Origin of the sequence: Streptomyces sp. enrichment culture, assembly GCF_964272855.1 — a bacterium.
GTDB lineage: Bacteria > Actinomycetota > Actinomycetes > Streptomycetales > Streptomycetaceae > Streptomyces.
Genome location: NZ_OZ186847.1, coordinates 1,889,671 through 1,914,651, shown reverse-complemented (window position 1 = coordinate 1,914,651; position 24,981 = coordinate 1,889,671). Strand labels below are relative to the sequence as shown.

24 protein-coding genes and 1 pseudogene are annotated in these 24,981 nt (G+C 72.0%); 7 read left to right on the top strand and 18 right to left on the bottom strand.

The window, feature by feature from the left end:
- The first annotated feature begins 159 nt into the window (after positions 1-159).
- Both erm(O) and ACSU6L_RS08265 read left to right on the top strand, forming a co-directional pair.
- Entirely contained in the window at positions 160-939 is a 780-nt protein-coding gene (erm(O), locus tag ACSU6L_RS08270) for a 23S rRNA (adenine(2058)-N(6))-methyltransferase Erm(O) (protein ID WP_437055058.1), read from the top strand.
- Between the two features lie 13 nt (positions 940-952).
- Positions 953-2,192 (top strand): annotated as a pseudogene (locus ACSU6L_RS08265) (glycosyltransferase).
- 58 nt (positions 2,193-2,250) lie between these two features.
- On the opposite strand, the gene ACSU6L_RS08260 reads toward ACSU6L_RS08265, so the two are convergent.
- The gene (locus ACSU6L_RS08260; RefSeq protein WP_437055057.1) at positions 2,251-4,497 is read right to left on the bottom strand and encodes an MMPL family transporter; all 2,247 of its coding nucleotides are present in this window, start codon (positions 4,495-4,497) and stop codon (positions 2,251-2,253) included.
- Positions 4,498-4,888: 391 nt separating this feature from the next.
- On the opposite strand from ACSU6L_RS08260, the gene ACSU6L_RS08255 reads away from it, so the two are divergent.
- Together ACSU6L_RS08255 and ACSU6L_RS08250 are read left to right on the top strand one after the other, a co-directional pair.
- Positions 4,889-5,437: a DUF1697 domain-containing protein gene (locus ACSU6L_RS08255; protein ID WP_437055055.1), complete on the top strand. Its 549-nt coding sequence runs from the start codon at positions 4,889-4,891 to the stop codon at positions 5,435-5,437.
- 82 nt (positions 5,438-5,519) lie between these two features.
- Positions 5,520-5,744, top strand: coding sequence for a hypothetical protein (locus tag ACSU6L_RS08250; RefSeq protein WP_437055053.1), 225 nt, complete (start codon positions 5,520-5,522; stop codon positions 5,742-5,744).
- A 231-nt stretch (positions 5,745-5,975) separates the two neighbouring features.
- Here the strand turns inward: ACSU6L_RS08250 and ACSU6L_RS08245 are convergent, their stop codons facing one another.
- The 15 genes from ACSU6L_RS08245 to ACSU6L_RS08175 form a co-directional block, all read right to left on the bottom strand.
- Positions 5,976-6,719, bottom strand: a complete 744-nt coding sequence (locus tag ACSU6L_RS08245; protein ID WP_437055051.1) for a sirohydrochlorin chelatase — start codon at positions 6,717-6,719, stop codon at positions 5,976-5,978.
- A gap of 5 nt (positions 6,720-6,724) precedes the next feature.
- Positions 6,725-7,627, bottom strand: coding sequence for an ABC transporter permease (locus ACSU6L_RS08240; RefSeq protein WP_437055049.1), 903 nt, complete (start codon positions 7,625-7,627; stop codon positions 6,725-6,727).
- Positions 7,614-8,405, bottom strand: a complete 792-nt coding sequence (locus tag ACSU6L_RS08235; RefSeq protein ID WP_437055047.1) for an ABC transporter ATP-binding protein — start codon at positions 8,403-8,405, stop codon at positions 7,614-7,616. Before ACSU6L_RS08235 ends, ACSU6L_RS08240 begins: the two co-directional genes overlap by 14 nt.
- Positions 8,406-8,437: 32 nt before the next feature.
- Positions 8,438-9,541 (bottom strand): aliphatic sulfonate ABC transporter substrate-binding protein, encoded by a 1,104-nt coding sequence (locus ACSU6L_RS08230; RefSeq protein ID WP_437055045.1) that lies wholly within the window; start codon positions 9,539-9,541, stop codon positions 8,438-8,440.
- A 147-nt stretch (positions 9,542-9,688) separates the two neighbouring features.
- Positions 9,689-11,023, bottom strand: coding sequence for a sulfate adenylyltransferase subunit 1 (locus tag ACSU6L_RS08225; protein WP_437055043.1), 1,335 nt, complete (start codon positions 11,021-11,023; stop codon positions 9,689-9,691).
- Between the two features lie 2 nt (positions 11,024-11,025).
- Positions 11,026-11,964, bottom strand: coding sequence for a sulfate adenylyltransferase subunit CysD (cysD, locus tag ACSU6L_RS08220; RefSeq protein ID WP_437055041.1), 939 nt, complete (start codon positions 11,962-11,964; stop codon positions 11,026-11,028).
- Positions 11,961-12,497: an adenylyl-sulfate kinase gene (cysC, locus tag ACSU6L_RS08215; RefSeq protein ID WP_437055039.1), complete on the bottom strand. Its 537-nt coding sequence runs from the start codon at positions 12,495-12,497 to the stop codon at positions 11,961-11,963. Before cysC ends, cysD begins: the two co-directional genes overlap by 4 nt.
- 38 nt (positions 12,498-12,535) lie before the next feature.
- Complete coding sequence (locus ACSU6L_RS08210) at positions 12,536-13,246, bottom strand: phosphoadenylyl-sulfate reductase (RefSeq protein ID WP_437055037.1); 711 nt, start codon at positions 13,244-13,246, stop codon at positions 12,536-12,538.
- Positions 13,243-13,422: a hypothetical protein gene (locus ACSU6L_RS08205; RefSeq protein ID WP_437055035.1), complete on the bottom strand. Its 180-nt coding sequence runs from the start codon at positions 13,420-13,422 to the stop codon at positions 13,243-13,245. Before ACSU6L_RS08205 ends, ACSU6L_RS08210 begins: the two co-directional genes overlap by 4 nt.
- Positions 13,419-15,119 carry a nitrite/sulfite reductase gene (locus ACSU6L_RS08200; RefSeq protein WP_073939121.1) on the bottom strand — a complete coding sequence of 567 codons (1,701 nt, stop codon included), beginning with the start codon at positions 15,117-15,119 and terminating at the stop codon, positions 13,419-13,421. Before ACSU6L_RS08200 ends, ACSU6L_RS08205 begins: the two co-directional genes overlap by 4 nt.
- Before the next feature lie 128 nt (positions 15,120-15,247).
- Positions 15,248-15,331, bottom strand: a complete 84-nt coding sequence (locus ACSU6L_RS08195) for a putative leader peptide (RefSeq protein ID WP_310591794.1) — start codon at positions 15,329-15,331, stop codon at positions 15,248-15,250.
- 127 nt (positions 15,332-15,458) lie between these two features.
- Positions 15,459-16,031, bottom strand: coding sequence for a GNAT family N-acetyltransferase (locus ACSU6L_RS08190; protein WP_437055033.1), 573 nt, complete (start codon positions 16,029-16,031; stop codon positions 15,459-15,461).
- 16 nt (positions 16,032-16,047) lie between these two features.
- The gene (locus ACSU6L_RS08185) at positions 16,048-17,226 is read right to left on the bottom strand and encodes a hypothetical protein (protein WP_437055031.1); all 1,179 of its coding nucleotides are present in this window, start codon (positions 17,224-17,226) and stop codon (positions 16,048-16,050) included.
- A gap of 161 nt (positions 17,227-17,387) precedes the next feature.
- A complete protein-coding gene (locus ACSU6L_RS08180; protein WP_437055029.1) occupies positions 17,388-18,683 on the bottom strand; it encodes a GAF domain-containing protein in 1,296 nt (431 codons plus the stop codon).
- A gap of 294 nt (positions 18,684-18,977) precedes the next feature.
- Positions 18,978-20,612: an acyl-CoA dehydrogenase family protein gene (locus ACSU6L_RS08175; protein ID WP_437055027.1), complete on the bottom strand. Its 1,635-nt coding sequence runs from the start codon at positions 20,610-20,612 to the stop codon at positions 18,978-18,980.
- Between the two features lie 110 nt (positions 20,613-20,722).
- Between ACSU6L_RS08175 and ACSU6L_RS08170 the strand changes: the two genes are divergently transcribed.
- Complete coding sequence (locus ACSU6L_RS08170) at positions 20,723-21,862, top strand: YihY/virulence factor BrkB family protein (RefSeq protein WP_437055025.1); 1,140 nt, start codon at positions 20,723-20,725, stop codon at positions 21,860-21,862.
- A gap of 1 nt (position 21,863) precedes the next feature.
- Here ACSU6L_RS08170 and ACSU6L_RS08165 read toward each other — a convergent pair whose 3' ends face one another.
- Positions 21,864-22,739, bottom strand: a complete 876-nt coding sequence (locus tag ACSU6L_RS08165; protein WP_437055023.1) for an NmrA family transcriptional regulator — start codon at positions 22,737-22,739, stop codon at positions 21,864-21,866.
- An 80-nt stretch (positions 22,740-22,819) separates the two neighbouring features.
- Here ACSU6L_RS08165 and ACSU6L_RS08160 point away from each other — a divergent pair, with 80 nt between their 5' ends.
- The gene (locus ACSU6L_RS08160; RefSeq protein ID WP_437055021.1) at positions 22,820-23,761 is read left to right on the top strand and encodes an AraC family transcriptional regulator; all 942 of its coding nucleotides are present in this window, start codon (positions 22,820-22,822) and stop codon (positions 23,759-23,761) included.
- Between the two features lie 10 nt (positions 23,762-23,771).
- Positions 23,772-24,458 (top strand): helix-turn-helix domain-containing protein, encoded by a 687-nt coding sequence (locus ACSU6L_RS08155; RefSeq protein WP_437055019.1) that lies wholly within the window; start codon positions 23,772-23,774, stop codon positions 24,456-24,458.
- On the opposite strand, the gene ACSU6L_RS08150 is transcribed toward ACSU6L_RS08155, so the two are convergent.
- On the bottom strand, positions 24,441-24,845 hold the full coding sequence (locus ACSU6L_RS08150) for a VOC family protein (protein ID WP_437055017.1): 405 nt from the start codon (positions 24,843-24,845) through the stop codon (positions 24,441-24,443). The two genes, ACSU6L_RS08155 and ACSU6L_RS08150, sit on opposite strands and share 18 nt — an antisense overlap.
- Positions 24,846-24,981: the final 136 nt, after the last annotated feature.

Below are 24,981 nucleotides of genomic sequence, written 5' to 3'. Positions count from 1 at the left end.
CGTCGTGGCCCCGGAGCCCTGACCGGCCTGGGGTCCCGCGCGCGCTGATCACCCGGCGCCCCGCGTCCGCCACCCCTTCTTCTCACCTTTCACGGTCTTCCGGTCAGGGCCTTCGGCTGCCCTTTTCCGCATCTCACCGGAAGACAAGGACCGCAGGCCATGGCCCGCCCCACGCGCACCTCCAAGGTGCTCTCGCAGAACTTCCTCGCCGACCGCCGCACCGCCGAACGCTTCGCGCGGCTCGCCGTCCCGGACGGCCGCCGCACCTCCCTGCTCCTCGAAGTCGGCGCGGGCAAGGGCGCCCTGACGGAGCCGCTCGCCCGCCGCTGCCGGGAACTGCTCGCCTACGAGATCGACCCGCGGCTCGTACCCGGGCTGCGCACCCGCTTCGACCGCAGCCCCCGCGTCCGGGTCGTCGCCGGCGACTTCCTCGCCGCCCGGCCCCCGCGCGTGCCGTTCTCCGTCGCCGGGAACGTGCCCTTCTCCCGCACCGCGGACATCGTCGACTGGTGTCTGAGGGCGCCCGCCCTCACCGACGCCACCCTCATCACCCAGCTCGAGTACGCCCGCAAGCGCACGGGCGACTACGGGCGCTGGACCCTGCTGACCATCCGCACCTGGCCGCGCCACGAGTGGCGGCTGGCCGGGCGGGTGGGCCGGCACCACTTCCGGCCCGCGCCGCGCGTCGACGCCGGGATCATCCGTATCGAACGCCGCCCCACACCGCTGCTGGACGGCGCCGCGTACCGCGACTGGGCCCGACTGGTCGAGCTGGGGTTCTCGGGGGTCGGCGGCTCGCTGCACGCGTCCCTGCGACGCGCCCATCCCGGGCGACGGGTCGACGCCGCCTTCCGCGCCGCGCGGCTGGACACGGCGGTGCTCGTCGGTGAGGTGCCGCCGGAGCGGTGGCTGCGGCTGCACGAGGCGCTGACGCGGTGATCGCCGAAATAAGTTGCACGAGACGTCTCGTCTCGCATACGCTCCGCGACATGACCAGCCGCGCCCACATCGCCATGTTCTCCATCGCCGCCCACGGCCACGTGAACCCCAGCCTGGAGGTGATCCGCGAACTCGTCGCACGGGGCCACCGGGTCACGTACGCGATCCCGCCCGTCTTCGCGGACAAGGTCGCCGAGACCGGCGCCGAGGTGAAGACCTGGAACTCGACGCTGCCCTCACCCGACGACGACCCGTCGGCCTGGGGCAGCACCCTCCTGGACAACGTCGAGCCGTTCCTGAACGACGCCATCCAGGCCCTGCCCCAGCTCATCGCGGCCTACGAGGGCGACGAACCCGACCTCGTCCTGCACGACATCACCTCGTACCCGGCACGGGTCCTCGCCCACCGGTGGGGCGTCCCGGCCGTCTCCCTGTCGCCGAACCTCGTCGCCTGGGAGGGGTACGAGAAGGAGGTCGCCGAACCGATGTGGGAGGAACCGAAGAAGACCGAACGCGGCCAGGCGTACTACGCGCGCTTCCACGCCTGGCTGGAGGAGAACGGGATCACCCAGCACCCCGACCCGTTCGCCGGGCGCCCCGACCGCTCCATCGTGCTGATCCCCAAGGCGCTCCAGCCCAACGCCGACCGCGTCGACGAGAGCGTCCACACCTTCGTCGGCGCCTGCCAGGGCGACCGGAGCGCGGAGGGCGGCTGGCGGCGGCCCGCCGGCGCGGAGAAGGTCGTCCTGGTCTCGCTGGGCTCGTCCTTCACCAAGCAGCCGGAGTTCTACCGCAACTGCGTCCGCGCCTTCGCCGACCTGCCGGGCTGGCACGTGGTGCTCCAGATCGGCAGGCACGTCGACCCCGCCGAACTGGGCGACGTACCGGCCAACTTCGAAGTGCGCTCCTGGGTGCCGCAGTTGGCGATCCTGCGGCAGGCCGACCTGTTCGTCACCCACGCCGGGGCGGGCGGCAGCCAGGAGGGACTGGCCACTGCCACCCCGATGATCGCCGTCCCGCAGGCCGTCGACCAGTTCGGCAACGCCGACATGCTCCAGGGCCTCGGTGTCGCCCGGCACCTGCCCACCGAGGAGGCCACCCCCGAGGCGCTGCGCGCCGCCGCCCTCGACCTCGTCGACGACCCCGAGGTCGCCCACCGCCTGAAGGAGATCCAGGCCGACATGGCCAAGGAGGGCGGCACCAGGCGGGCAGCCGGCCTCATCGAGGCCGAACTGGCCAAGCCGCGGGCATGAGTGAGGGCCCGTCGGCTCCCCCGGAACCGACGGGCCCTCGGTCATGAAGAGGACGCGGTCACACCCTCAGCGGCTCCTCCTCGCCCCGCACCGGCTCCGCCGCGATCGCCTCCGGCGCCTCGTCGTGCGTGAGGTCCGGCAGCCGGTGCAGCCACCGCGGCAGATACCAGTTGCGCTCGCCCAGCAGCGCCATCACCGCGGGCAGCAGCACACCCCGGATGACCGTCGCGTCGATCAGCACGGCCGCCGCGAGACCGACGCCCATCTGCTTCATCGACTGCATCGACAGCGTTCCGAAGATCGCGAAGACGGCGACCATGATGACCGCGGCGCTGGTGACCACCCCGGCCGTGGTGACCACCCCGTGGGCGATCGCGTCCTTCGTCGTCCGTCCGCGCAGCCGCGCCTCGCGGATCCGCGAGACCACGAACACGTGGTAGTCCATCGACAGGCCGAACAGGATCACGAACAGGAACAGCGGCAGCCAGCTGACGATCGCGCCGACGCCCTCCGCGCCCACCAGCGAGGCGCCCCAGCCGTGCTGGAAGACGGCGACCAGGATGCCGTAGGCCGCGCCCACCGACAGCAGGTTCAGCACGATCGAGGTGATCGCGACGGTCAGCGACCGGAACGACAGCAGCATCAGCAGGAAGGCGAAGACCACCACGAAGACGAAGACCGGGACGACCGAGCCGGCGAGCTGGTCGTTGAAGTCCTTCGACCCCGCGACCTGACCGGTGATCGGCGCCTCCACGCCGTCGACCTTGCCGAGCGTGGCCGGTCGCACCTCGTCACGCAGCTTGTCCAGGCTCGCGCCCGCCTTGTCCAGGTCGGAGCCGCCGACCAGCGGGACGTAGACGAAGGCGACGTTCCGCTCGTCGTGCAGCTTGATCTCGACCGGGCCCCGCGAGGCACCCGAACTGACCGCCCGCGCCCGGAAGTCGGCGAGCGCGTCCCGCACCTCGGGCGCGTTGATGTCGTCCGCCTTGACGACCACCTCGGCCGGCTCGGAACCGCCGGGGAAGGCCTCGTTGACCCGGTTGTACGTCTGCACGATCGGCAGCGAGTCGCCGAACTCCTGGTCCAGGGTGAGCTGCTGCGTCTTCATGCCGACCGCCGGAGCCGCGATCGCCAGCAGCGCCCCCGTCGCCACCAGCACGGACACCACGGGCCGGGCGAGCACGCCCTTCAGCACGGCCGTCCAGAACCGGCTCTCCCCGCTGCCGCCGCGGCGCCGCCGGGACAGGAACGGCAGGCGGCCCTTGTCCACCCGCTCACCGAGCAGCGACAGCAGCGCCGGCAGCACGGTCACCGAACCGACCATGGCGACCGCCACCACCATCAGCGACGCCAGACCCATCGCCTCGAACTCGGCGAGCCCGGTGAACAGCATGCCCGCCATCGCCACGCACACCGTGACACCGGAGACGACGATCGCGCGGCCACTGGTCGCGGCGGCGATCCGCAGCGCGGTCTGCGCGTCACGCCCCGCGGCCCGCTCCTCGCGCTCCCGGCGCAGATAGAACAGGCAGTAGTCGACACCGACGGCCATACCGACCAGCAGCATCACGGAGTTCGCGGTGTCACTCATCGGCATCACATGGCTGACGACGCCCATCAGGCCCATCGTCGCCATGATCGCGGTGATCGCCAGCAGCACCGGCAGCAGCGCCGCCACCAGCGCGCCGAAGGCGATCAGCAGGATGCCCAGGGCCACCGGAACGGCCGAGTACTCGGCCTTCTTGAAGTCGTCGCCGAACGCGTCGTCGAACGTCTTCATCATGCTCGCGCCGCCGATCTCCTCGATCCGCAGCGTCCCGTGGTCCTTCTGCACCTCCTCGACGGCCTTCAGCACGGGCTCCACCCGCTCGCCCGCGGTGTCCGCCTCGCCGCGCATGTCGAACTGCACCAGCGCGCTGCGGCCGTCCGCAGAGATGGTCTTCGTGTCGTACGGCGAGGTGATGTCGGTGACCCGGCCGGTGCCGTCGACCGCCTTCATCACGGCGTCCACGGCGGCGCGGAACTCCGCGTCGGTCGCCTTCGTGTCGCCGTCCTTCGACTGGATCAGAACCGTCTCGCTCGCCGGTTCGTCGATCCCCGCTTCCTCGATGATCTTCGCCGCGGTGTGCGTCTCACCCTTGAGCTGATCGCTGTCCTTGACCTCGACCTGGCCCGCGGCCGAGCCGAGCCCCATCGCCAGGACCACGAACAGCACCCATATGCCGACGGCCGCCCAGCGATGCCGGGCGCTCCAGCCGCCCGCCCGCGCGGCGAACCCCCGCACCCGTATCTCTCCGTTGGACATGACAGTCCCCCTGCCGGTCTTCATGCCGGGCTGCCCCTCGTGCACGGTGGCGGCCCCCTGCCGTCACCTTTCGCTTCGAAGGTAGGCGCCGCGTAAGGCCATCTCGTCGTACTGCCCGGTGAAGCCCGCAGGCCCCGACTCATCCCCTCGGCCCCCCGCTCCTCACCACTGAGGAGGACTGCGGCCCCTTACATCTATCGGGACATCCCTGGGACACCCGGCCGTCCGCGCACATGAGTTGTGGATTACGCAACCTTGTTGAGTAAGTCACAAGAGCGTGTAGGTGTTGATCCATCCCCCTGTTTCGGCGAGAGTTTCGCGCACCCCCACCGGGGGACCGCGGCCGTCGTGCCCGCCCCCACGGGGCACGACGGCCGCTTAGGGTGGGCGGGTGACGACGTATGCGGCGCTGCTGCGCGGAATCAACGTGGGCGGCAGCAAGAAGATCCCGATGGCCGGCCTGCGCGCCCTGATCGAGGGACTCGGTCACGACGACGTTCGGACCTATCTGCAGAGCGGCCAGGCCGTGTTCGCCGCCGGCCACGGCGACGAGGCATCCCTGGCCGCCGGACTCACCCGGGCGATCGAGAAGCAGTACGGCTTCCCGGTGGACGTCATCGTCCGCGACCACGCCTATCTGAAGGCCGTCGCCGACGCCTGCCCGTTCCCCGCCGCCGACCTGGAGGCCAGGCAGCTCCACGTCACCTACTTCTCCGCCCCCGTGGACGAGGCGCGCTTCGCCGAGGTCGACCGGGACGCCCACCTCCCGGAGGAGTTCCGGCTCGGCGACCGCGCCCTTTACCTGTACGCCCCCGACGGACTCGGCCGCTCCAAGCTCGCCGACGTCCTGTCCAGGCCCCGCCTGACCAAGGGCCTGATCGCCACCACCCGGAACTGGAACACGGTGCTGAAGCTGGTGGAACTCACCGCCCCGCGTTGACCGTCGGGGAACCCCGGCCCGCACCCGGTCGTCTTCCCTGACAGAACCGCACAACCGGGCGGCGCGACGGAGGCGAGGGGCGATGGCGACGCAGGCGAACGACCCGACGAAGCTCGAGACGACACTGGCCGACGGGCGGCGCGTGACCCTGTCGCTCCCGTCGACGGACGCGCCGTGGGTCGCCGACGGCATCCAGGGCCTGCGCTCCGTCCCACCCACCCACACGGGCCGCGGCGAGGAGCCCCCGGCCCTGCCCTCCCGGCCCCCGCTGCCGCTGGAAGTGGCCCTGCTGGGCCTCGGCCTCTAGACGCCAGTCGCTGGACGGCAGGCGCCAGGCGCTAGGGGTGTCTCGTCGATCAGGCCGGATCAGGGAGCGGCGTCTGGTGCCGTGCATCGCAAGGCGGAGGAGGGAGCCGATGCGATGGGGGTCCCCCCTGCTCGAGCGGAGCCGAGAGCTTGGGGGAATCGGGGACCGACGACAACGCGGCGAGGCGCGGTGCCAGGCGCCGCGAGCCCGGCATGATCGGCGAGACGTCCCCTAGGCGCCGACCGCCGCCAGCATCGGCGTCCGCGCGGCGTCGTAGCGCTCCAGCAGCACCCGCGCCACCTCCGGCGCGGGACCGAGCACATCGGCCAGGATGTCCGCCTCGGCCGCGCCCCGCGCGATGCGGTCCGGGAGGAAGCCGGGCGCGAGGACGTAGGGAGCGACGGCGACCCGCGCGCAGCCGAGAGCGCGCAGTTCCCGCACCGCGTCCTCGGTCCGGGGAAGGGATGCGGAGGCGAACGCAGGCCGCACGGCGCACCAACCGGTGTGCCGCCACTCCCGCGCGATTTCTGCGATCACTGCGATCGCCTCCGGGTCGGTGGACCCCGCCGAGGCCAGTACGACCCCGGTCGAGGACTTGTCGGCGGGCGTCAGCCCCGCCTCGTACAGCCGCCGGTCCAGGGCGGTGAGCAGCAGCGGCGAGGGGCCCAGCACCTCCGCCTGCCGGATCCGCAGCCGGGCCGGCGCCTCCCGCAGGACAGCGGGGATGTCCGCCTTGGCGTGGAAGGCACGGGTCAGCAGCAGCGGCAGGGCGACGACGTCGCGGACGCCCTCTGCCGCCAGCGACTCCAGCACCCCCTGCACGGAGGGGATGTTGAAGTCCAGGAAGCCGGTCTCCACCCGCAGCCCGGGCCGCAGCGCGCGTACCCGCTCCACGAGGGCGTGCACGGTCGCGGCATGCCGCGGGTCGCGGCTGCCGTGGGCGATGACGACGAGGACGGGACGTACCGGCTTCATGGGAGTCAGCCCTTCACCAGCAGACCGCGGCTGCGCAGCACCCGCCGCTCCAGCGGACTGAAGATCAGCAGGTCGATCGCGATGCCGACGATCAGGATGAGCAGGATGGCGAGGAACACCATGGACATGGAGCTGGTGTTGCGGCCGTTCTCCAGCAGCTGGCCGAGCCCCACGCCGAGGTCGGGGGAGGAGGCGATGATCTCCGCGGCCATCAGGGACCGCCAGGAGAACGCCCAGCCCTGCTTCAGACCCGCCAGATAGCCGGGCAGCGCGGCCGGCATGACGATGTGCCAGGTGCCCTTCAGACCGGTCGCGCCCAGGGTGCGCCCCGCCCGCAGGTACAGCGGCGGCACCTGGTCGACGCCCGACACCAGGCCGTTGGCGATGGACGGGACCGCGCCGAGCAGGATCACGGCGTACATCATCGAGTTGTTCAGGCCCAGCCAGATCACGGCCGGCGGCACCCACGCCACCGACGGCAGCGACTGCAGGCCGGACAGGATCGGCCCGATCGCGGCCCGTACGAACTTCATCCGGGCGACCAGCAGACCGAGCGGCGTGCCGATGGCCAGCGCCAGCAGGAAGCCGAGCAGGCCGCGCGAGACGGACGTCCAGATGTAGTCGAGCAGGGTGCCCTGGAGCCAGGCCGTCTCCACCTCGCCCCACACTTTGGAGGGGGAGGGCAGCTTGCCGGGGTCGTCGACGATGCCGAAGGTGACCAGCGCCTGCCAGACGACCAGCACCAGCGCGATCGCGGTGACCGGCGGCAGCACCTTGTGGACCAGCGTCGCGCGCAGCGGGGTGCGGCCCGACTCGACCGTCTCCAGGGCGTCCAGCCCGGCCTCGAGACCGGCCAGGTCGCCCCCGTCCTTGACGGGTGTGTCGACGGACGTGTCAGTGCTGGCCATGGCGGCGGATCTCCCCACGCAGTTCTTCGGTGATCTCTCGGGACAGCTCGGCGACCTCGCTGTCCTCGATGCGGCGCGGCTGCGGGATGTCCACGGTCCACTGGCGGGCGATCCGGCCCGGGCGGGAGGACAGCAGCACCACGCGCTGGGCGAGCCGTACCGCCTCACGCACGTTGTGCGTCACGAACAGCACGGACAGGCCGGTCTCGCGCCAGATCCGGGTCAGCTCGTCGTGCAGCACGTCCCGGGTGATGGCGTCCAGGGCGGCGAACGGCTCGTCCATCAGCAGCAGCCGGCTGTCCTGCGCGAGAGCACGCGCCATCGCGACGCGCTGGCGCATACCGCCGGACAGTTCGTGCACCCGCTTGCCGTACGCGCCCTTCAGCCGGACCAGTTCGAGCAGTTCCTCGGCCCGCTGCCGGCGCTCGGTCTTGGCGACCCCGCGCAGCTTCAGCGCCAGCTCGATGTTCTTGCCCGCGGTCAGCCACGGGAACAGCGCGTGCTCCTGGAACATCAGCGCCGGACGGCCGTCGGTCGCGATCGACCCGGCGGACGGCCGGTCCAGCCCGGCGACCAGGTTGAGCAGCGTGGACTTGCCGCAGCCGGAGGCGCCCAGGAGGGTGACGAACTCGCCGGGTGCGACATCGAGGCTGATGTCGTCCAGGATGAGCTGCGGCCCGGCGGGGCCCGGGAACGACTTCGAGACATGCTCGATACGGGCGGCGTGCGCGACCGAGGTCTCGGTACCGTCGGCGGCCTTGGCGAGGGTCGTGGCCATGGTCGTCACCTCCTGGATCTCTCGGAATTCGGTTACTTGACGCCGAGCCCGGCGTCGTCGACGGTGGCCTGGCCCCCGGCCGTGAGGACCTTGTTGAGGAGCGTGAGGTCGTAGACGCCCTTCAGGTCGGGCCGCTCCAGCAGGCCGGCCTTCACGGCGTGTCCGGCCTGGGCGTCGAGGGTGGCGGCCAGCGGGTCGTCGAGGAAGGCGATCGACTTCCAGGCCGGGTCGAGCACGTCGGCCGGCAGCGGCTTGCCGGTGTCGGTCTCCAGCCGGTCGTTCGCCGCGGCCTTCGCCTCGTCCGGATGGGCGTTGATCCACCGGTTGGTCTCGACCGAGGCCCGCAGCACGGCCTCGACGGCCTTCGGGTGCTTCTTCAGGAACTCCTGGGACACGATGATGTTCGTGATCACGAACTTCTCGTCGGGCCACAGGCCGGACTCGTCGAGCAGCACCTTCGCGCCTTCGGCGACCAGCTTCGACGCGGTCGGCTCCGGCACCCACGCGCCGTCGATCGAACCGGACTTGTAGGCGTCCGGCGCGATCTTGTTGTCGGTGCGGACGACGGAGACGTCACCGTTGCCGCTCTGCGCGTCGACCTTCCAGCCCTGCTCGGCGATCCAGTTGAGGAACGCCACGTCCTGGGTGTTGCCGAGCTGCGGGGTGGCGATCCTCTTGCCCTTGACGTCCTTCAGGGACTTGATCCTGTCCGGGTTGACGACGAGCTTCACGCCGCCGGACGCCGAACCGCCGATGATCCGCAGGTTCGTGCCGTTCGACTTCACATAGCCGTTGATCGCGGGGGAGGGGCCGATCCAGCCGATGTCGATCGACTTGGAGTTCAGCGCCTCGATCTCCGACGGGCCCGCGTTGAACGTCGCGTACTTCGCCTGTGTGCCGCCCAGCTCCTTCTGGAAGAAGCCCTTCTCACGGCCGACCAGGGCGGTGGCGTGGGTCAGGTTGCCGAAGTAGCCGATACGGACCGAGTCGAGCCCGTCGATCTTCTTCGCGCCCGCGGCGACCTGGACGTCGTCGAGGTCCTTCGCCTGGGAGCCGTAGCCGCAGGCGGCGAGCGCGAGCAGCGGCAGCGTGGCGATCACCGCGAGGACGCGGCGCAGGGCGGGTGTGGCAGGCACGGAGGTCGTTCCTCTCGAAGGCCCCGGCGGTGACCGTCGGATCAGTGCGGGGCCGGGGGGTCGGCGGGTTCTCGGTGGCGGCGTGCGGGGTCCGCGGACGTCATCGCGAACATCGCCGTCCGCCGCCGAACCGAAGGGAGTTCATGCTCAGAAGTCCCATCCGTCGTCGTCGGCCTCGTCCTTGACGGGCTCCGGAGAGGCGAACGACTCACCGACCATGCCGGCGGTGAGGGTGGTGCCGTCGTTCGGGTCGATCAGGATGAACGAGCCGGTGCGCCGCGAGTCGGCGTAGGAGTCGACCGGCAGCGGCTCGGCGGTACGGATCTTCACCCGGCCGATGTCGTTGGCGACGAGCTGCCCCGGGTGCGGGTGCAGGGACAGGTCGTCCAGCGTCAGCCGGGACGGGATGTCCTTCACGATCGCCTTGACCGTGCGGGTGCCGTGCTTGAGCAGCACCCGGTGGCCGACGGCGAGCGGCTGGTCGGCGACATGGCAGACGGTCGCCTCGACGTCCTGCGTGGTCGCCGGGGCGTCCTTGCTCGGCACGATCAGGTCGCCGCGCGAGATGTCGATGTCGTCGGCGAGCAGCAGCGTCACCGACTGCGGCGTCCAGGCCACGTCGACCGGCTCGCCCAGCAGGTCGATGCCGGTGACGGTGGTCGTACGGCCGGACGGCAGCACCGTGACCCGGTCGCCGACCCGGAACGTGCCCGCCGCGATCTGCCCGGCGTACCCCCGGTAGTCGGGGTGCTCGGCGGTCTGCGGCCGGATCACGTACTGCACGGGCAGCCGCGCGTGGCAGTGCGCCAGATCGTGGCTGACCGGGACCGTCTCCAGGTGCTCGAGGACGGTCGGCCCGCCGTACCAGTCCATGTTCGCGGAGGGCTCCACGACGTTGTCGCCGGCGAGCGCCGAGATCGGGATCGCGGTGACCTCGGGGACGCCCAGCTCGATGGCGTACGCGGTGAACTCCTCGGCGATCGCCGCGAAGACCTTCTCCTCGTAGCCGACGAGGTCCATCTTGTTGACCGCCAGCACGACGTGCGGCACCCGCAGCAGCGCGGCGATCGCCGCGTGCCGGCGGGTCTGCTCGACGACACCGTTGCGGGCGTCGACGAGGATCACGGTCAGCTCGGCCGTCGAGGCACCCGTGACCATGTTCCGCGTGTACTGCACGTGGCCGGGGGTGTCGGCGAGGATGAACCGGCGCCGCGGCGTGGCGAAGTAGCGGTACGCCACGTCGATGGTGATGCCCTGCTCCCGCTCGGCGCGCAGACCGTCGGTCAGCAGCGCGAGGTCGGGGGCGTCCTGGCCGCGGCTGCGGGAGGCGTGCTCGACGGCCTCCAGCTGGTCGGCGAGGACCGACTTGGAGTCGTGCAGCAGCCGTCCGACCAGGGTGGACTTGCCGTCGTCGACGGAGCCCGCGGTGGCGAACCGCAGCAGGGTGGTGGCCGAGAGCTCCTCGGTCGTGGTCGTGCTCATGCTTAGAAGTACCCCTCGCGCTTGCGGTCTTCCATCGCGGCCTCGGAGAGCTTGTCGTCGGCGCGGGTCGCGCCGCGCTCGGTCAGCCGGGAGGCGGCGATCTCGGCGATCACGGCGTCCAGCGTGGTCGCGTCGGAGTCGACGGCGCCGGTGCAGGACATGTCACCGACGGTCCGGTAGCGGATGAGCCGCTTCTCGACGGTCTCGCCGTCCTTCGGCCCGCCCCACTCGCCGGCGGTCAGCCACATGCCGTTGCGCTGGAACACCTCGCGCTCGTGGGCGAAGTAGATCTCCGGCAGCTCGATGCCCTCGCGGGCGATGTACTGCCAGACGTCCAGCTCGGTCCAGTTGGACAGCGGGAAGACGCGGACGTGCTCGCCGGGGGCGTGCCGGCCGTTGTACAGGTTCCACAGCTCGGGCCGCTGACGGCGCGGGTCCCACTGGGAGAACTCGTCCCGCAGCGAGAACACGCGCTCCTTGGCGCGCGCCTTCTCCTCGTCGCGCCGCCCGCCGCCGAACACCGCGTCGAACTTCTCGCTCTGGATCTTCTCCGTCAGCGGAAGCGTCTGCAGCGGGTTGCGGGTGCCGTCCGGGCGCTCCTTGAGCACACCGCGGTCGATGTAGTCCTGCACGGACGCGACGTGCAGCCGCAGGCCGTGCTTGGCGACCGCGCGGTCCCGGTACTCGATGACCTCGGGGAAGTTGTGCCCGGTGTCCACGTGCAGCAGCGAGAACGGCACCGGCGCGGGCGCGAACGCCTTGAGCGCCAGGTGCAGCATGACGATGGAGTCCTTGCCGCCGGAGAACAGGATCACCGGCCGCTCGAACTCGCCCGCCACCTCGCGGAAGATGTGGACGGCCTCCGACTCCAGCGAGTCCAGGTGCGACAGGGCGTACGGGGTGTCGGTGCCCTCGTCGATCGTGGCGACGGTCGTCGTCATGCCAGTCCCCTTTCAGTGAGCAGCGCGTACACCGACGCCGCGGACTCCCGCACGGTCTGGTTCTGGGACTCGATCCGCAGATCCGGCGTCTCCGGCTCCTCGTACGGGTCGTCGACACCGGTCAGCCCGGACAGCTCGCCCGCCGCCTGCTTGGCGTACAGGCCCTTCACATCGCGTACGGAGCACACCTCGACGGGCGTGGCGACATGCACCTCGACGTACGGCGTCGAGTTCGTCTCGTGCCGCTTGCGCACGGCGTCGCGGCTGTCGGCGTACGGCGCGATGACCGGGACGAGGGCGAGCACGCCGTTGCTGGCGAGCAGTTCGGCGACGAAGCCGATGCGCTGCACGTTCGTGTGCCGGTCCTCGCGGCTGAAGCCGAGGCCCGCCGAGATGAACTCGCGGATCTCGTCGCCGTCGAGCACCTCGACGCGGTGGCCCTCCTCGCGCAGTCGGCCGGCCAGCTCGTACGCGATGGTGGTCTTGCCGGCGCTCGGCAGACCCGTGAGCCAGACGGTGGCTCCGGTCGTCACGTGCAACTCCTTGGTGTTCGCCTGAGAGACATTCGCTGTCATCCGTGCAGCCCGCACTCGGTCTTGGCGCGGCCCGCCCAGCGGCCGGCGCGCGCGTCCTCGCCCTCCAGGACGCGGCGGGTGCAGGGGGCGCAGCCGATGGAGGCGTAGCCGTCCATCAGCAGCGGGTTGGTCAGGACGCCGTGCTCGGTGACGTAGGCGTCCACGTCGTCCTGGGTCCAGCGGGCGATGGGGGAGATCTTCACCTTCTGGCGCTTCTCGTCCCAGCCGACGACCGGGGTGTTCGCCCGGGTCGGGGACTCGTCGCGGCGCAGCCCGGTCGCCCAGGCCGCGTAGCCCTTCAGGCCCTCCTCCAGCGGCTGCACCTTGCGGAGCTTGCAGCACAGGTCGGGGTCCCGGTCGTGCAGCCTGGGCCCGTACTCGGCGTCCTGCTCGGCGACCGTCTGGCGCGGGGTGAGGGTGATGACGTTGACGTCCATCACGGCCTCGACCGCGTCACGGGTGCCGATGGTCTCCTCGAAGTGGTAGCCGGTGTCGAGGAACACGACGTCGACGCCGGGCATCGCGCGGGAGGCGAGGTGGGCGACCACCGCGTCCTCCATCGAGGAGGTGACGCAGAACCGCTTGCCGAAGGTGTCGACCGCCCACTGCAGGATCTCCAGCGCGGAGGCGTCCTCCAGGTCGCGGCCCGCCTGCTCGGCGAGCACCTTCAGTTCCTCGGCCGTGCGTGCTTCCTGAACCGTCGTCATATCCCGTCCCCTCCCGTGGTGTCCTGCCGAAGCCCACGGGTCAGCAGCCCGAGGAACTTCAACTGGAATGCGCGGTTGCAGGCCGCGCACTCCCACGCGCCGTGGCCCTCCTCGCTCGGACGCAGGTCCTCGTCGCCGCAGTAAGGGCAGTAGAACGGTGCGGCACGCTCGCTCATGACAGCGCCTCCTCGGAGGCCCGGGCCGCCCAGGTGGCGAACCGCTCGCCGTCCTCGCGCTCCGCCTGGAAGCGCTTCAGGACCCGCTCGACGTAGTCGGGCAGTTCCTCGGAGGTGACCTTCAGACCGCGCACCTTGCGGCCGAAGCCGGCCTCCAGGCCGAGCGCGCCGCCCAGGTGCACCTGGTAGCCCTCGACCTGCTCGCCCTGGTCGTTGAGGACCAGCTGTCCCTTGAGACCGATGTCCGCCACCTGGATACGGGCACAGGCGTTCGGGCAGCCGTTGAGGTTGATGGTGATCGGCTCGTCGAAGTCCGGCAGCCGGCGCTCCAGCTCGTCGATCAGCTGGGAGCCGCGCTGCTTGGTCTCGACGATGGCCAGCTTGCAGAACTCGATGCCGGTGCAGGCCATGGTGCCGCGCCGGAACGAGGACGGCCGGGCGGTGAGGTCCAGCGCCTCCAGGCCGTCGACGAGCGAGTCGACCTGGCCCTCCTCGACGTCGAGGACGATCATCTTCTGCTCGACGGTGGTGCGCACCCGGCCCGAGCCGTGCGCCTCGGCGAGGTCGGCGATCTTCGTCAGGGTGGCGCCGTCGACCCGGCCGACACGCGGCGCGAAGCCGACGTAGAAGCGGCCGTCCTTCTGGCGGTGGACGCCGATGTGGTCGCGCCACTGCTGGGCGGGCTGCTCGGGGGCGGGCCCGTCGATCAGCTTGCGGCCGCCCAGGTACTCGTCCTCCAGCACCTGGCGGAACTTCTCCGCGCCCCAGTCGGCGACCAGGAACTTCAGCCGGGCGCGGTTGCGCAGCCGGCGGTAGCCGTAGTCACGGAAGATCGAGATGACGCCCTCGTAGACGTCCGGGACCTCGTCGATCGGCACCCAGGCGCCGAGGCGGACGCCCAGCTTGGGGTTGGTGGACAGGCCGCCGCCGACCCACACGTCGAAGCCGGGCCCGTGCTCGGGGTGCCGTACGCCGACGAAGGCCACGTCGTTGATCTCGTGCACCACGTCGAGCAGCGGGGAACCGGAGATCGCCGTCTTGAACTTGCGCGGCAGGTTCGAGTACGCCGGGTTGTTCAGGACGCGGCGCTTCATCTCCTCCAGCGCCGGCGTCGCGTCGATGATCTCGTCCTCGGCGATGCCCGCGACGGGGGAGCCGATCATCACACGCGGGGTGTCGCCGCACGCCGTCACCGTGGACAGACCGACCGCCTCCAGGCGGTTCCAGATCTCGGGCACGTCCTCGATCCGGATCCAGTGGTACTGGACGTTCTGCCGGTCGGTGATGTCGGCGGTGCCGCGCGCGAACTCCTGCGAGATCTCACCGATGACGCGTAGCTGCCGCGTGGTCAGCGCACCGCCGTCGATGCGGACGCGCAGCATGAAGTACTCGTCGTCCAGCTCCTCCGGCTCCAGGATCGCGGTCTTGCCGCCGTCGATCCCGGGCTTGCGCTGGGTGTACAGACCCCACCAGCGCATCCGGCCGCGCAGGTCGTTGGGGTCGATCGAGTCGAAGCCACGCTTGGAGTAGATCGTCTCAATGCGTGTCCGCACATTGAGACCGTCGTCGTCCTTCTTGAACTGTTCGTTGCCGTTGAGCGGGGTGAAGTGCCCCGCGGCCCACTGACCCTCGCCGCGGTGACGGCTCACCTTGCGGCGGGGAGTCGCGGCGGCAGGGTTCTGCGGGGTGGCGGCCATGGTTGATACGTCCTTCGGGACAGGCGGAAAGCGGCTCTGACCTGCGCGTACGGGCACTTTCAGGCATACGTGCGCGTCATTGCGCGGGTGCAGACAGAAGAAAGGGGAACCGGGGTGCTGGTGGGCTGTCAGCGGGCCGGACAGATGGCGCTGGACATGCGGCCGAGGTCGACGTGCCGTCGACTCACCAAGGCGATTCCAGTTCCAGACATGACGGAAGCCTGTCACGGCGATCTGGACACAGTCCAGCTTCGTCCAATATTCGGACACCCTTGTCTCGCTTAACGAGACAAGGGTGTCGTCGGTCACACCGGCCGCAGAGGGCCTTGTCCATGCAGGTCAGGCGCGGTATGCGCCAGGCCAGGGGCCCGGCGTGGCGATCTCCGCCTCCTCCTCGACCTTGGTGTCGAAGAGCTTGAAGCCCCGGCGCTGGTAATTGTCCATCGCGAACTCGCCGTCCTTGCTGCAGGTGTGCAGCCACACCCGCTTCGTCGGCGGACGCCCCGGCCAGCGGTCGGCGAGATCCCAGGCCCGCGCGGCGCCGTACGACAGCAGGTGGCCGCCGATCCCGCGGCCCCGGAAGGCCGGGATCAGCCCGAAGTAAAGGATCTCCACCGCGCCGTCGTCCTGCGGGTCCAGCTGCACGTACCCGGCGGGCGTCCCCCGGTCGTACGCCACCCACGTCTCCGCGCCGGGCCGCTCCAGCTCCTCCTGCCACTGGGCGTACGTCCAGCCCAGCCGGTCGGTCCAGCGGATGTCCCCGCCCACCGCCGTGTAGAGGAACCGGCTGAACTCGGGCGAGGGCACCTCGGCGCGGACGATCCGGATGTCGCCGTCGGGCTCGGCGGCCGGGAGCAGATCGCTCGGCGAGGTCTGCTCCAGCGACCAGGTGGTCACGGGGATGTTGGTCATGCGGTCAGGGAATCATCTAGTCCAGCGACCTGTCGATCGTGTTCAGTCCCAGCGAAAACAGCATCCGCCCGGACTGCGACCACACCGTCCCGCTCTCCTCCCAGTACGACAGCGACGCGGCCGGTTTGCTCCAGCACTGGTACGTCCCGTCCGGCCCGCACTGCGCCGCCCCGGCGCCGTCGCCGTCCAGCCGCACCAGCGTGCCGTGCCCGTCGAAGGCGCCCGCGCTGCGAGCCAGGTACCAGCGGGACCGGTGGGTGAGCACCCCCTGGACGCCGGCCGCCTCCGTCTCGAACGCCTCGACCGGGGCCGGGTCGGGCAGCCCGGCGTCGGGGGCGAGGACGTCCGTCTCCAGGGCGTAGCGCCACAGCCGGGCCGGCCGGTCGGTGTCCGCCGGTGTCGCCTCGCTCACGGCCAGGCTGTCCGGCGCGGTGCTGCGGTCGAGGGAGAGCGCGCCGATCCGGGTGTCACCGGCGAGGCGGTACGCGCGCTCGGCGGGCAGCTGGAAGGAGGGGCCTTCGGTGCCGGCGGAGGTCCGCCGGACGCGGTCCATGTCGTAGACGTACAGCGTCCGGCCCTCGTCGCCTGTTGCCAGCAGCTTGTCCTGGTACCAGACCAGCCCGGACAGCGGCGAGCGCAACGGCCGCAGGGAGCGCCCGCCGTCCGCCGGGACCACGGGCTGCACCCAGGCGTACGTCATGCGCTCGGCGTCGACGACCGCGATCCGCGCGCGGCCGCGCGGGTCGCTCCAGCCGGACAGCAGCACCCGGTGCTCGCCCCAGCGTCCGTCGTCGTCGGCGTCCCCGGAACCCGTGACCGCGCCGGCCCGCGCGGCGTCCGTGCCGGGCTCGTCCCAGCACCAGGCGTCGGCGGCCGCCGGCGTCACGGGCAGCGCGGAGCGGTCGGAGGCGGGGCAGTCGGCGGCGGGACGCAGGGCGTGGTCGGCGTCCGCGAGGACGTCGGCGACCCGCAGGGCCGGGCCGGGAGTCGCCGGGTAGGTCTCCTCGTCCAGGCGCAGCTCCTGGAGCGCGACGGCCGAGGTGAGCGGCTTCAGCGGTCCCGGGCGGGCGCCGTCCTCCGCCTGGGAGGCGCTGATCATGGTGGCGGCGGCGGTGAGCGCGAGCGCGGTCCCGGCCAGGGTGGCGCGCAGCGCCTGGCCGCGCTTGCGTCTGCGATGTCGGCCGCGTTGCTTCATCAGTCCTCCCGAGGGGCCAACTGCGCCGCGCGTTCCGCAGGTTGAGCGTGGAGCAGGTGGGGGGCCCGTAGGGGGATGCTACGGCAGGTGTCCGGGGTCGGGGACGAAGACCCCGTAATTGATCCGAAGAGGCCACCGCGGCCCGTACGCTGGGTCACCGCTCAAGGCACCGCGGCCGCGCGCCGCGCCCTCACCACCGCCGGGGCGGTCGAGTGCGCGAGGAGGTCCCGCCGGTCGGAGGGGAGCAGCACCGTCACGTCCACGTCATCGGAGAAACGATACGGCCGGTGTTCCAGGAATCCCCCCAGGTAGCGCCGCACCCGGGACAGTTCCGCCCGCACCGTCACCGTGCGCGCCGACTCGCCGAACATGTCCTCGGCCAGCCCGGCCGCGCTGCGCCCGGAGCGGTGCATCGCCAGCAGATACAGCAACTCCGCGTGCCGGGGACTCAGTTCATGGGTCCACGAACTCAGGCTGCCGACGACCGTCACCGTCCAGCGGCGCGGCTGGGACAGGTCCAGCACGATCCGGGTCGGCGTGTCCCGGGGCCGCGGCTCGTCCTCGGCGGCCCGTACCAGCCAGCCCCCGGCCAGCGGCTCCACCGCGCACGCCCCCAGCGCCGGCAGCCGGCGCCGGCCCGCCGACAACGACTTGGGCAACGCGACCCGATGGGTGTACGGCATCCCGGTCACCGCCGCCGTCCAGCCGTCCCGGTCCACCACCAGCGCCCGCCCGCCCAGCCGGGCCAGCACCGGCGCCGCCACCGCCCGCAGCCGCTCCAGAGCCGTCTGATGCAGCTCGCGCAGCCGGGCCTCGGCCAGCTTCGCCACCGAGTCCACCCAGGCCAGGGTGGCCGGATGCATGGTCTCCAGCGGGCCGCTGACGTCGACCACCCCGATCAGCCGGCCGTCCCTCGGATCGGTGATCGGCGCCCCCGCACACGTCCAGGTGGCGTGCGACCGTACGAAATGCTCGGAGGCGAACACCTGGACGGGCCGCCGCACCACCGCCGGGGTGCCCACGCCGTTGGTGCCGACGACGCTCTCCCGCCAGTCCGCGCCGAGCATGAACCCCAGCGCGTCCGCCTTGCGCAGCACCGCCATGCTGCCCTCCCGCCACAGCACCCGGCCGTCCGCGTCGGCGACCACCATGATGTGGTGCGCCGCGTCCGCCACCGACACCAGCCCCTGCCGCAGCACCGGCATCACATGACGCAGCGGCGACTCGTCACGCCGCCGGCGGACCTCCTCGGCGGTGAGCAGACCCGACCGGAAGTCGTGCTCCGGATCCACCCCGCTGCGCAGCATCCGCCCCCAGGACTCCTCGATCACCGGCCGGGGCGCGATGGGCGTGCGCTGTCCGGAAAGGGTGGCGTCGCGTACCTCGCTGAGCATCCGCGCCGCCCGTGCCGCGTCGGTGGCGGCGAGTCGCGTCACGTTCAACGGCGAGTTCGCCACAGTCGTCCTCCGGGGAATTGCCTCTCGGGCAACCGGTGTCAAGCCTTCCGGCAGACGGTTTCCGGTCGCGTGCTGATGGTTGTCCCATACTGCCGCCCACCGGGGACGGAGGGGCACACTCCGGTCACCGGCACCAAACAAGTTGCAACCCCTTGCAACCCTGGTGAACACGTATACGTTGATTGAAAATTGAGCAACGTCGCCCGTGCGGCGCTCGTGGCCTCAACGGGCCCACAGTGGCAGGGGTGGTGCCGTGTCGGCGCAGCACCACCCCTGCTGACGTGTCCGCACAGGTCAGCCGACCGGCCGGGCCCGCTCCACGACCGACCGCAGATCCAGCGTGTGCGGCAGCGTCCCGAACGACGCCCCCCAGTCCCCGCCCAGCCGCGACGCGCAGAACGCGTCCGCGACCTCCGGCGGCGCGAACCGCACCAGCAGCGAACCCTGCAGCACCAGCGCCAGCCGCTCCACCACCCGGCGGGCCCGCGCCTCCACACCCTCCAGGTCCGCGAGCTCGGTCAGCAGGTTCTTGACCGCCGCGTCCAGCCGGTGATCGGCGCCGCGCGCCCGGCCGATCTCGGTCAGCGTCGCGTTCAGCGCGGCCGGCTCCCGCCGCAGCGCCCGCAGCACGTCCAGCGCCTGGACGTTGCCCGCGCCCTCCCAGATCGAGTTCAGCGGCGACTCCCGCACCAGCCGGGGCAGCCCCGACTCCTCCACGTACCCGTTGCCGCCCAGACACTCGGCGGCCTCCACCGTCACCGCCGGACACCGCTTGGTCACCCAGTACTTCGCGGCGGGCACCGCCAGCCGGAGGAAGGCGCGCTCCTCCTCACCGCCGTCGTCCCAGGCTGCCGCCAGCCGCAGCGCGAGCGTGGTCGCCGCCTCCGACTCCAGCGCGAGATCGGCCAGAACATTACGCATCAGCGGCTTGTCGACGAGCTTCCCGCCGAACGCCTCACGGTAAGAGCAGTGGTGGACCGCCTGCGCGACCGCCTGCCGCATCAGCCCCGCCGACCCCAGCACACAGTCCAGCCGGGTCGCCGCGACCATCTCGATGATCGTCCGCACCCCCCGGCCCTCCTCGCCGACCCGGCGCGCCCACGTCCCGTCGAACTCCACCTCCGCGGAGGCGTTCGACCGGTTGCCCAGCTTGTCCTTCAGCCGCTGGATCCGGAACACGTTGCGCGAGCCGTCCGCCAGCACCCGCGGCACCAGGAAGCAGGTCAACCCCTCCGGCGCCTGCGCCAGCACCAGGAACCCGTCCGACATCGGCGCCGAGCAGAACCACTTGTGCCCGGTCAGCTCGTACGTCCCGGCCTCCGCGAGCGGCGTCGCCACCGTCGTGTTCGCGCGGACGTCACTGCCGCCCTGCTTCTCCGTCATCCCCATGCCGAACAGCACGCCCGCCTTCTGCCCGGCGGGCCGCAGATCACGGTCGTACACCGTGGACGTCAGCAGCGGCTCCCACTCGGCGGCCAGCGCCGGATCCGCGCGCAGCGCCGGCACCGCCGCGTGCGTCATCGACAGCGGGCAGCCGTTGCCCGCCTCGACCTGCGTCCACACCACGAACGCCGCCGCCCGCCGCACATGCCCGCCCGGCCGCGTCCAGGCGGAGGTCAGCCCCGCCGAGACGCCCTTGCCGAGCAGCCGGTGCCACGCCGGGTGGTACTCCACCTCGTCGATCCGCCGGCCGTACCGGTCGTGGGTGCGCAGCCGAGGCGGATGCTCGTTCGCCAGCACCCCCCACTCCTGCACCTGCGCCGACCCGGAGGTCCGGCCGAGCGCCGACAGCTCCGAGCGGGCGTCCTCGATCAGCTCCGGGGCGATGTGCCGTGCGACCGCCGCCGTCAGGGCCCGGTCGGCGGAGTAGACGTCGTAGCCGACCAGCGGCGGCGCCTGATTGGTCACGGTGTGGGTGCTGCGTGCCATGACTGGCAACCTACCCCCAGGTACCGATCGGATACCCTGCGGTCCGGCCACGACGGCCGCCCCACCGGACCAGGGTGAGCGCGACCTCGTACGACGGATACCGTTGGATCGTGCAGCCAGCAAGTGAAACCCCCGAGCGGCCCTCCGGTCGTCTCCACCGGGCGCGTGCCCTCTACCGGAACGTCTCCAAGCGCAGGACCGCCTGGCTGCTGCTCAAGGACACCGTCAACTCCTGCATCGAGTACCGCATCCTCGGCCTCGCCGCCGAGGCCGCGTTCTTCACGCTGCTGTCCGTGCCGCCGCTGCTGCTCAGCCTCATCGGCCTGCTCGGCTACGTCGACGTGTGGACCGGCACCGACACCATCACCAGCCTGGAGACCAACCTCCTGGAGGCGTCCCGCACGGTCCTGTCCGACAAGGGCGTGAACGAGATCGCCCGGCCGATCCTCGACGACGTGATGAACGGCGGCCGGCCCGACGTGATCTCCATAGGGTTCCTGTTCGCCCTGTGGTCCGGCTCCCGCGCGGTGAACGTCTTCATCGACACCATCACCGTCATGTACGGCCTCGACGGGGTGCGCGGCATCGTCAAGACCCGGCTGATGGCGTTCCTGCTGTTCATCGTGGCGCTGCTGATCGGCTCGGTCGCCCTGCCGCTGATGGTGGCCGGCCCCGACGCGGTGGTCCGGATCCTGCCCTGGTCGACGACGGTGGTGCAGGTCCTCTACTGGCCCGTGGTGATCGTCCTGTCCATCGCCTTCCTCACGACGCTCTATCACGTGTCCGTGCCCGTCCGCTCCCCGTGGATCGAGGACGTCCCCGGCGCCCTGGTCGCCCTCGGCATGTGGGTCCTCGGCAGCTTCCTGCTGCGCATCTACCTCACCAACACCATCGAGGGCGCCACGATCTACGGCTCCCTCGCCGCCGCCGTCGCCGTCCTGCTGTGGATCGGGGTGTCCGCCTTCGCCGTCCTCGTCGGTGCCGCCGTCAACGCCGCGATCGACCGGGTGTGGCCCGCCGCCGCCACGGCCGCCGCCCGCGAGGCCAACGAGCGGATCCGCGAGGCGCAGGTCGCCGAGTACGTCGCCCGCGCCGCCGCCGCCCGCGAGGCCGACCCCGACGACCCCGACATGCCCTCCGAGTTCCCCGAGCGGTGGTCCCGCTTCCTGCCGCCGGAGGACGTCACCGCCCGGCTGCGCACCCACCACGCGAAGAGCGCCCACAAGGGCGACACCCCCGAGGAACAGTGAGCTACGGCGCCTTCCAGGCGCCCGCCGCCGCGGCCTCGGCCGCGTACTCCGCGAAGTCCCTCGGCTCCCGCCCCAGCACCCGGCGGACACCGTCCGAGAGATACGCGTTCCGCCCGTCCAGCAGCGACTCGAACACCTCGACGAGGAACGCCACCTCCTCGGGCGGCAGCCCGAACCCGGCCAGCCGCTCCCCGTAGTCCCGCGCCGGAACCGGCCGGTACGACAGCTCCCGGCCCGCCGCCTCGGCGACCTCCGCGACCGCCTCGCCGAACGTCAGCAGCCGCGGCCCCGACACCTCCACCACCTCCCCCACATACCGGTCACCCGCCGTCAGCGCGGCCACCACGACCTCCGCGACATCCCGCACGTCGACGAACGGCTCCCGCGCCGCACCCCCGCAAAACACCAGCTCCCCGCCCTGCCGCAGCTCCTCCACCAGCGGCCCCTCGCTGAAGTTCTGCGCGAACCACGCGGCCCGTACGACCGTCCAGTCCGCGCCCGACTCCCGCAGCGCCGCCTCGGTGGCCAGCGCCTGCTCCTCGCCGCGCGCCGACAGCAGCACCAGCCGCCGCACACCGAGCCCGACCGCCTCCCGCGCCAGCCGCCCCACCGCCTCGGCGGCCGCCGGGGCACCCACGTCCGCCGGATGCACCAGATACGCGGCGTCCGCGCCCCGCAGGACGTCCGCCCAGCCGGCCGGGGAGTCCCAGTCGAAGCCATGGGCGCGCGAGGCGGGCCGCACGCCCAGCCCGGCGGCCCGCGCGGCCTCGGCGACGCGCCGCCCGGTACGACCGGACGCACCGGTCACCACCACGGTCATGCCCTTCGTGTCCCGCCCGTCCAGCATGTCCCGCCCGTCGTTCCCGTTCGCTGTCATGCGCCCAGTCAACTGCCGCCCGCACCACGGGCCCATCGCCGAACGGCTCATTCCCATAAGCGCGCGTCTACGCTGACCGCATGGACGCACTCGGAGCCCTGCTCGCGGGTCCCCGCGCCCGCGGCGCCTTCCTGATCCGGGCCTGCTTCGACCCGCCGTGGGCCGTGCGGGTCGAGGACCGGGCACCCCTGACGGTGATGCTGATGGCACGCGGCGACGCCTGGATCACCCCGGCAACCGGGAAACCGGTGCGTATCGGCCCCGGCGACCTGGCCATCGCCCGCGGCCCCGACCCGTACACCTGCGCCGACCACCCCGACACGGCCCCCCAGGCGCTGATCCTGCCCGGCGGCGAATGCCACCACCCCGACGGCCGCCCGCTCAACGGCTCCATGGACCTCGGCGTCCGCACCTGGGGCGACCGGCCCGACGGCACGGCGGTGATGCTGATCGGCACCTACCTGTGGCCCGGCGAGGTCAGCGGCCGGCTGCTGGACGCACTGCCTCCGCTGCTCACCCTCACCGCCGACGTCTGGGACTGCCCCCTCACCCCGCTGCTCGCCGAGGAGATCGTCCGCGACGCCCCCGGCCAGGAAGTCGTCCTCGACCGGCTCCTGGACCTGCTGGTCATCGCCGCGCTGCGCGCCTGGTTCGCCCGCCCCGAGGCCGAGCCGCCCGGCTGGTACCGGGCGCTGGCCGACCCGGTGGCCGGCCGGGCGCTGCGGCTCATGCAGGACGACCCCGCCCACCCCTGGACCGTCGCCGGCCTCGCCGCCAAGGCCGGCGTCTCACGCGCCGCCCTCGCCCGCCGCTTCACCGACCTCGTCGGCGAACCCCCGATGACCCACCTCACCCACTGGCGTCTCGCCCTCGCCGCCGACCGGCTCCGCGACACCGACGACACCCTCGAGGCCATCGCCCGCCAGGTCGGCTACGGCAGCGCCTTCGCCCTCTCCAGCGCCTTCAAACGGGTGTACGGGGTGAGCCCGCAGCAGCATCGCAGCCGCACCGCGGCCGCGTAGCCTGGCACACGTGTACCGGGAGCGGACGTCCGCACTGCTCGGCGCCACGGTGTGGACCAACACACCCTCCGGCGCGGAACCGGGACGGGTCCTGCCGGACGGCTGCATGGACCTGCTGTGGCACGAGGACCGCCTGCTCGTCGCCGGCCCCGACACCAGTGCCCACATCCCGGACGGCCCGCCCACACTCTGGGCGGGCATCCGCTTCCCGCCCGGCGTCGCCCCCGCCCTGCTCGGCGTCCCCGCGCACGAGCTGCGCGACCGGCGGGTCGACCTGACCGAGCTGCGCCCGGCGGCGGACGTACGACGGCTGCGCGCCCGCGTCCGCGCGGCCGGCGATCCCACCGCCGGACTGGAGGCCGCCGCCGCCGACCTCGCGGCGGACGCCGACCCGCCGGACCCGCTGCTGCGCCACCTCGTCGCCGCCCTCGACGCGGGCCGCCCGGTCGCCGCCACCGCCGACGAACTGGGCATCGGCGCCCGCGCCCTGCACCGCCGCTCGCTCGCCGCGTTCGGGTACGGCCCCAAGATGCTCGCCCGCGTCCTGCGGCTGCAGCGCGCCCTCGCACTGGCCCGCACCGGCGTGCCGTACGCCGAGACCGCGGCCCGGGCGGGCTTTGCCGACCAGGCGCATCTGGCACGGGACGTCAGGGAACTGGCGGGCGTGCCGCTGGGCCGGCTACTGGGCGGCCGGTAGCGGCGCGAACAGGTCGACTCCGTTGCCGTCCGGATCGTGCACGACGGCGTACCGCTGCCCCCAGAAGGCGTCCCACGGCTTCAGCTCGCCCTGGTACCCGGCGCCGACCAGCTCCTCGTACACCGCGTCGACCTCCTGCGGACCGTCGCACAGCAGCGCGATCGAGGTCCGTGAGCCGCCCCCGGACGGCGGCCGCCACTGCGGGTGGAAGGACCGCACGGTCTCCTCGCCGTCCAGCAGCAGCCGCAGCCCGCCGGGCAGCTCGGCCTCCGCGTGCGGCTGCTCCTCGGCGCCGTCCGGGAAAACGAACCCGAGACGGCGGTAGAAGGCGACGGAGGCGGCCATGTCGGAGACGACCAGGCCGATGGCATCGAATCGTGGACTCATGCGGCCACGGTAGGCAGGGCCGCGTTGCCGGGTCTTGAAAAAATCGGACACCGCCCCGCGCGGGCGGAACACGAACGAGCCCCGTCCCTCCGACCGGAGGAACGGGGCTCGTACAGTGGAGCGCCGGGCAGGCCTT

Coding starts and splice junctions, on each gene's coding strand:
- ACSU6L_RS08260 (WP_437055057.1), bottom strand. CDS start 4,497: ATGTCCAACGGAGAGATACGGGTGCGGGGGTTCGCCGCGCGGGCGGGC.
- ACSU6L_RS08250 (WP_437055053.1), top strand. CDS start 5,520: ATGGCGACGCAGGCGAACGACCCGACGAAGCTCGAGACGACACTGGCC.
- ACSU6L_RS08245 (WP_437055051.1), bottom strand. CDS start 6,719: ATGAAGCCGGTACGTCCCGTCCTCGTCGTCATCGCCCACGGCAGCCGC.
- ACSU6L_RS08240 (WP_437055049.1), bottom strand. CDS start 7,627: ATGGCCAGCACTGACACGTCCGTCGACACACCCGTCAAGGACGGGGGC.
- ACSU6L_RS08235 (WP_437055047.1), bottom strand. CDS start 8,405: ATGGCCACGACCCTCGCCAAGGCCGCCGACGGTACCGAGACCTCGGTC.
- ACSU6L_RS08225 (WP_437055043.1), bottom strand. CDS start 11,023: ATGAGCACGACCACGACCGAGGAGCTCTCGGCCACCACCCTGCTGCGG.
- cysD (WP_437055041.1), bottom strand. CDS start 11,964: ATGACGACGACCGTCGCCACGATCGACGAGGGCACCGACACCCCGTAC.
- ACSU6L_RS08210 (WP_437055037.1), bottom strand. CDS start 13,246: ATGACGACGGTTCAGGAAGCACGCACGGCCGAGGAACTGAAGGTGCTC.
- ACSU6L_RS08205 (WP_437055035.1), bottom strand. CDS start 13,422: ATGAGCGAGCGTGCCGCACCGTTCTACTGCCCTTACTGCGGCGACGAG.
- ACSU6L_RS08200 (WP_073939121.1), bottom strand. CDS start 15,119: ATGGCCGCCACCCCGCAGAACCCTGCCGCCGCGACTCCCCGCCGCAAG.
- ACSU6L_RS08195 (WP_310591794.1), bottom strand. CDS start 15,331: ATGTCTGGAACTGGAATCGCCTTGGTGAGTCGACGGCACGTCGACCTC.
- ACSU6L_RS08190 (WP_437055033.1), bottom strand. CDS start 16,031: ATGACCAACATCCCCGTGACCACCTGGTCGCTGGAGCAGACCTCGCCG.
- ACSU6L_RS08185 (WP_437055031.1), bottom strand. CDS start 17,226: ATGAAGCAACGCGGCCGACATCGCAGACGCAAGCGCGGCCAGGCGCTG.
- ACSU6L_RS08175 (WP_437055027.1), bottom strand. CDS start 20,612: ATGGCACGCAGCACCCACACCGTGACCAATCAGGCGCCGCCGCTGGTC.
- ACSU6L_RS08165 (WP_437055023.1), bottom strand. CDS start 22,739: ATGACAGCGAACGGGAACGACGGGCGGGACATGCTGGACGGGCGGGAC.
- ACSU6L_RS08160 (WP_437055021.1), top strand. CDS start 22,820: ATGGACGCACTCGGAGCCCTGCTCGCGGGTCCCCGCGCCCGCGGCGCC.
- ACSU6L_RS08150 (WP_437055017.1), bottom strand. CDS start 24,845: ATGAGTCCACGATTCGATGCCATCGGCCTGGTCGTCTCCGACATGGCC.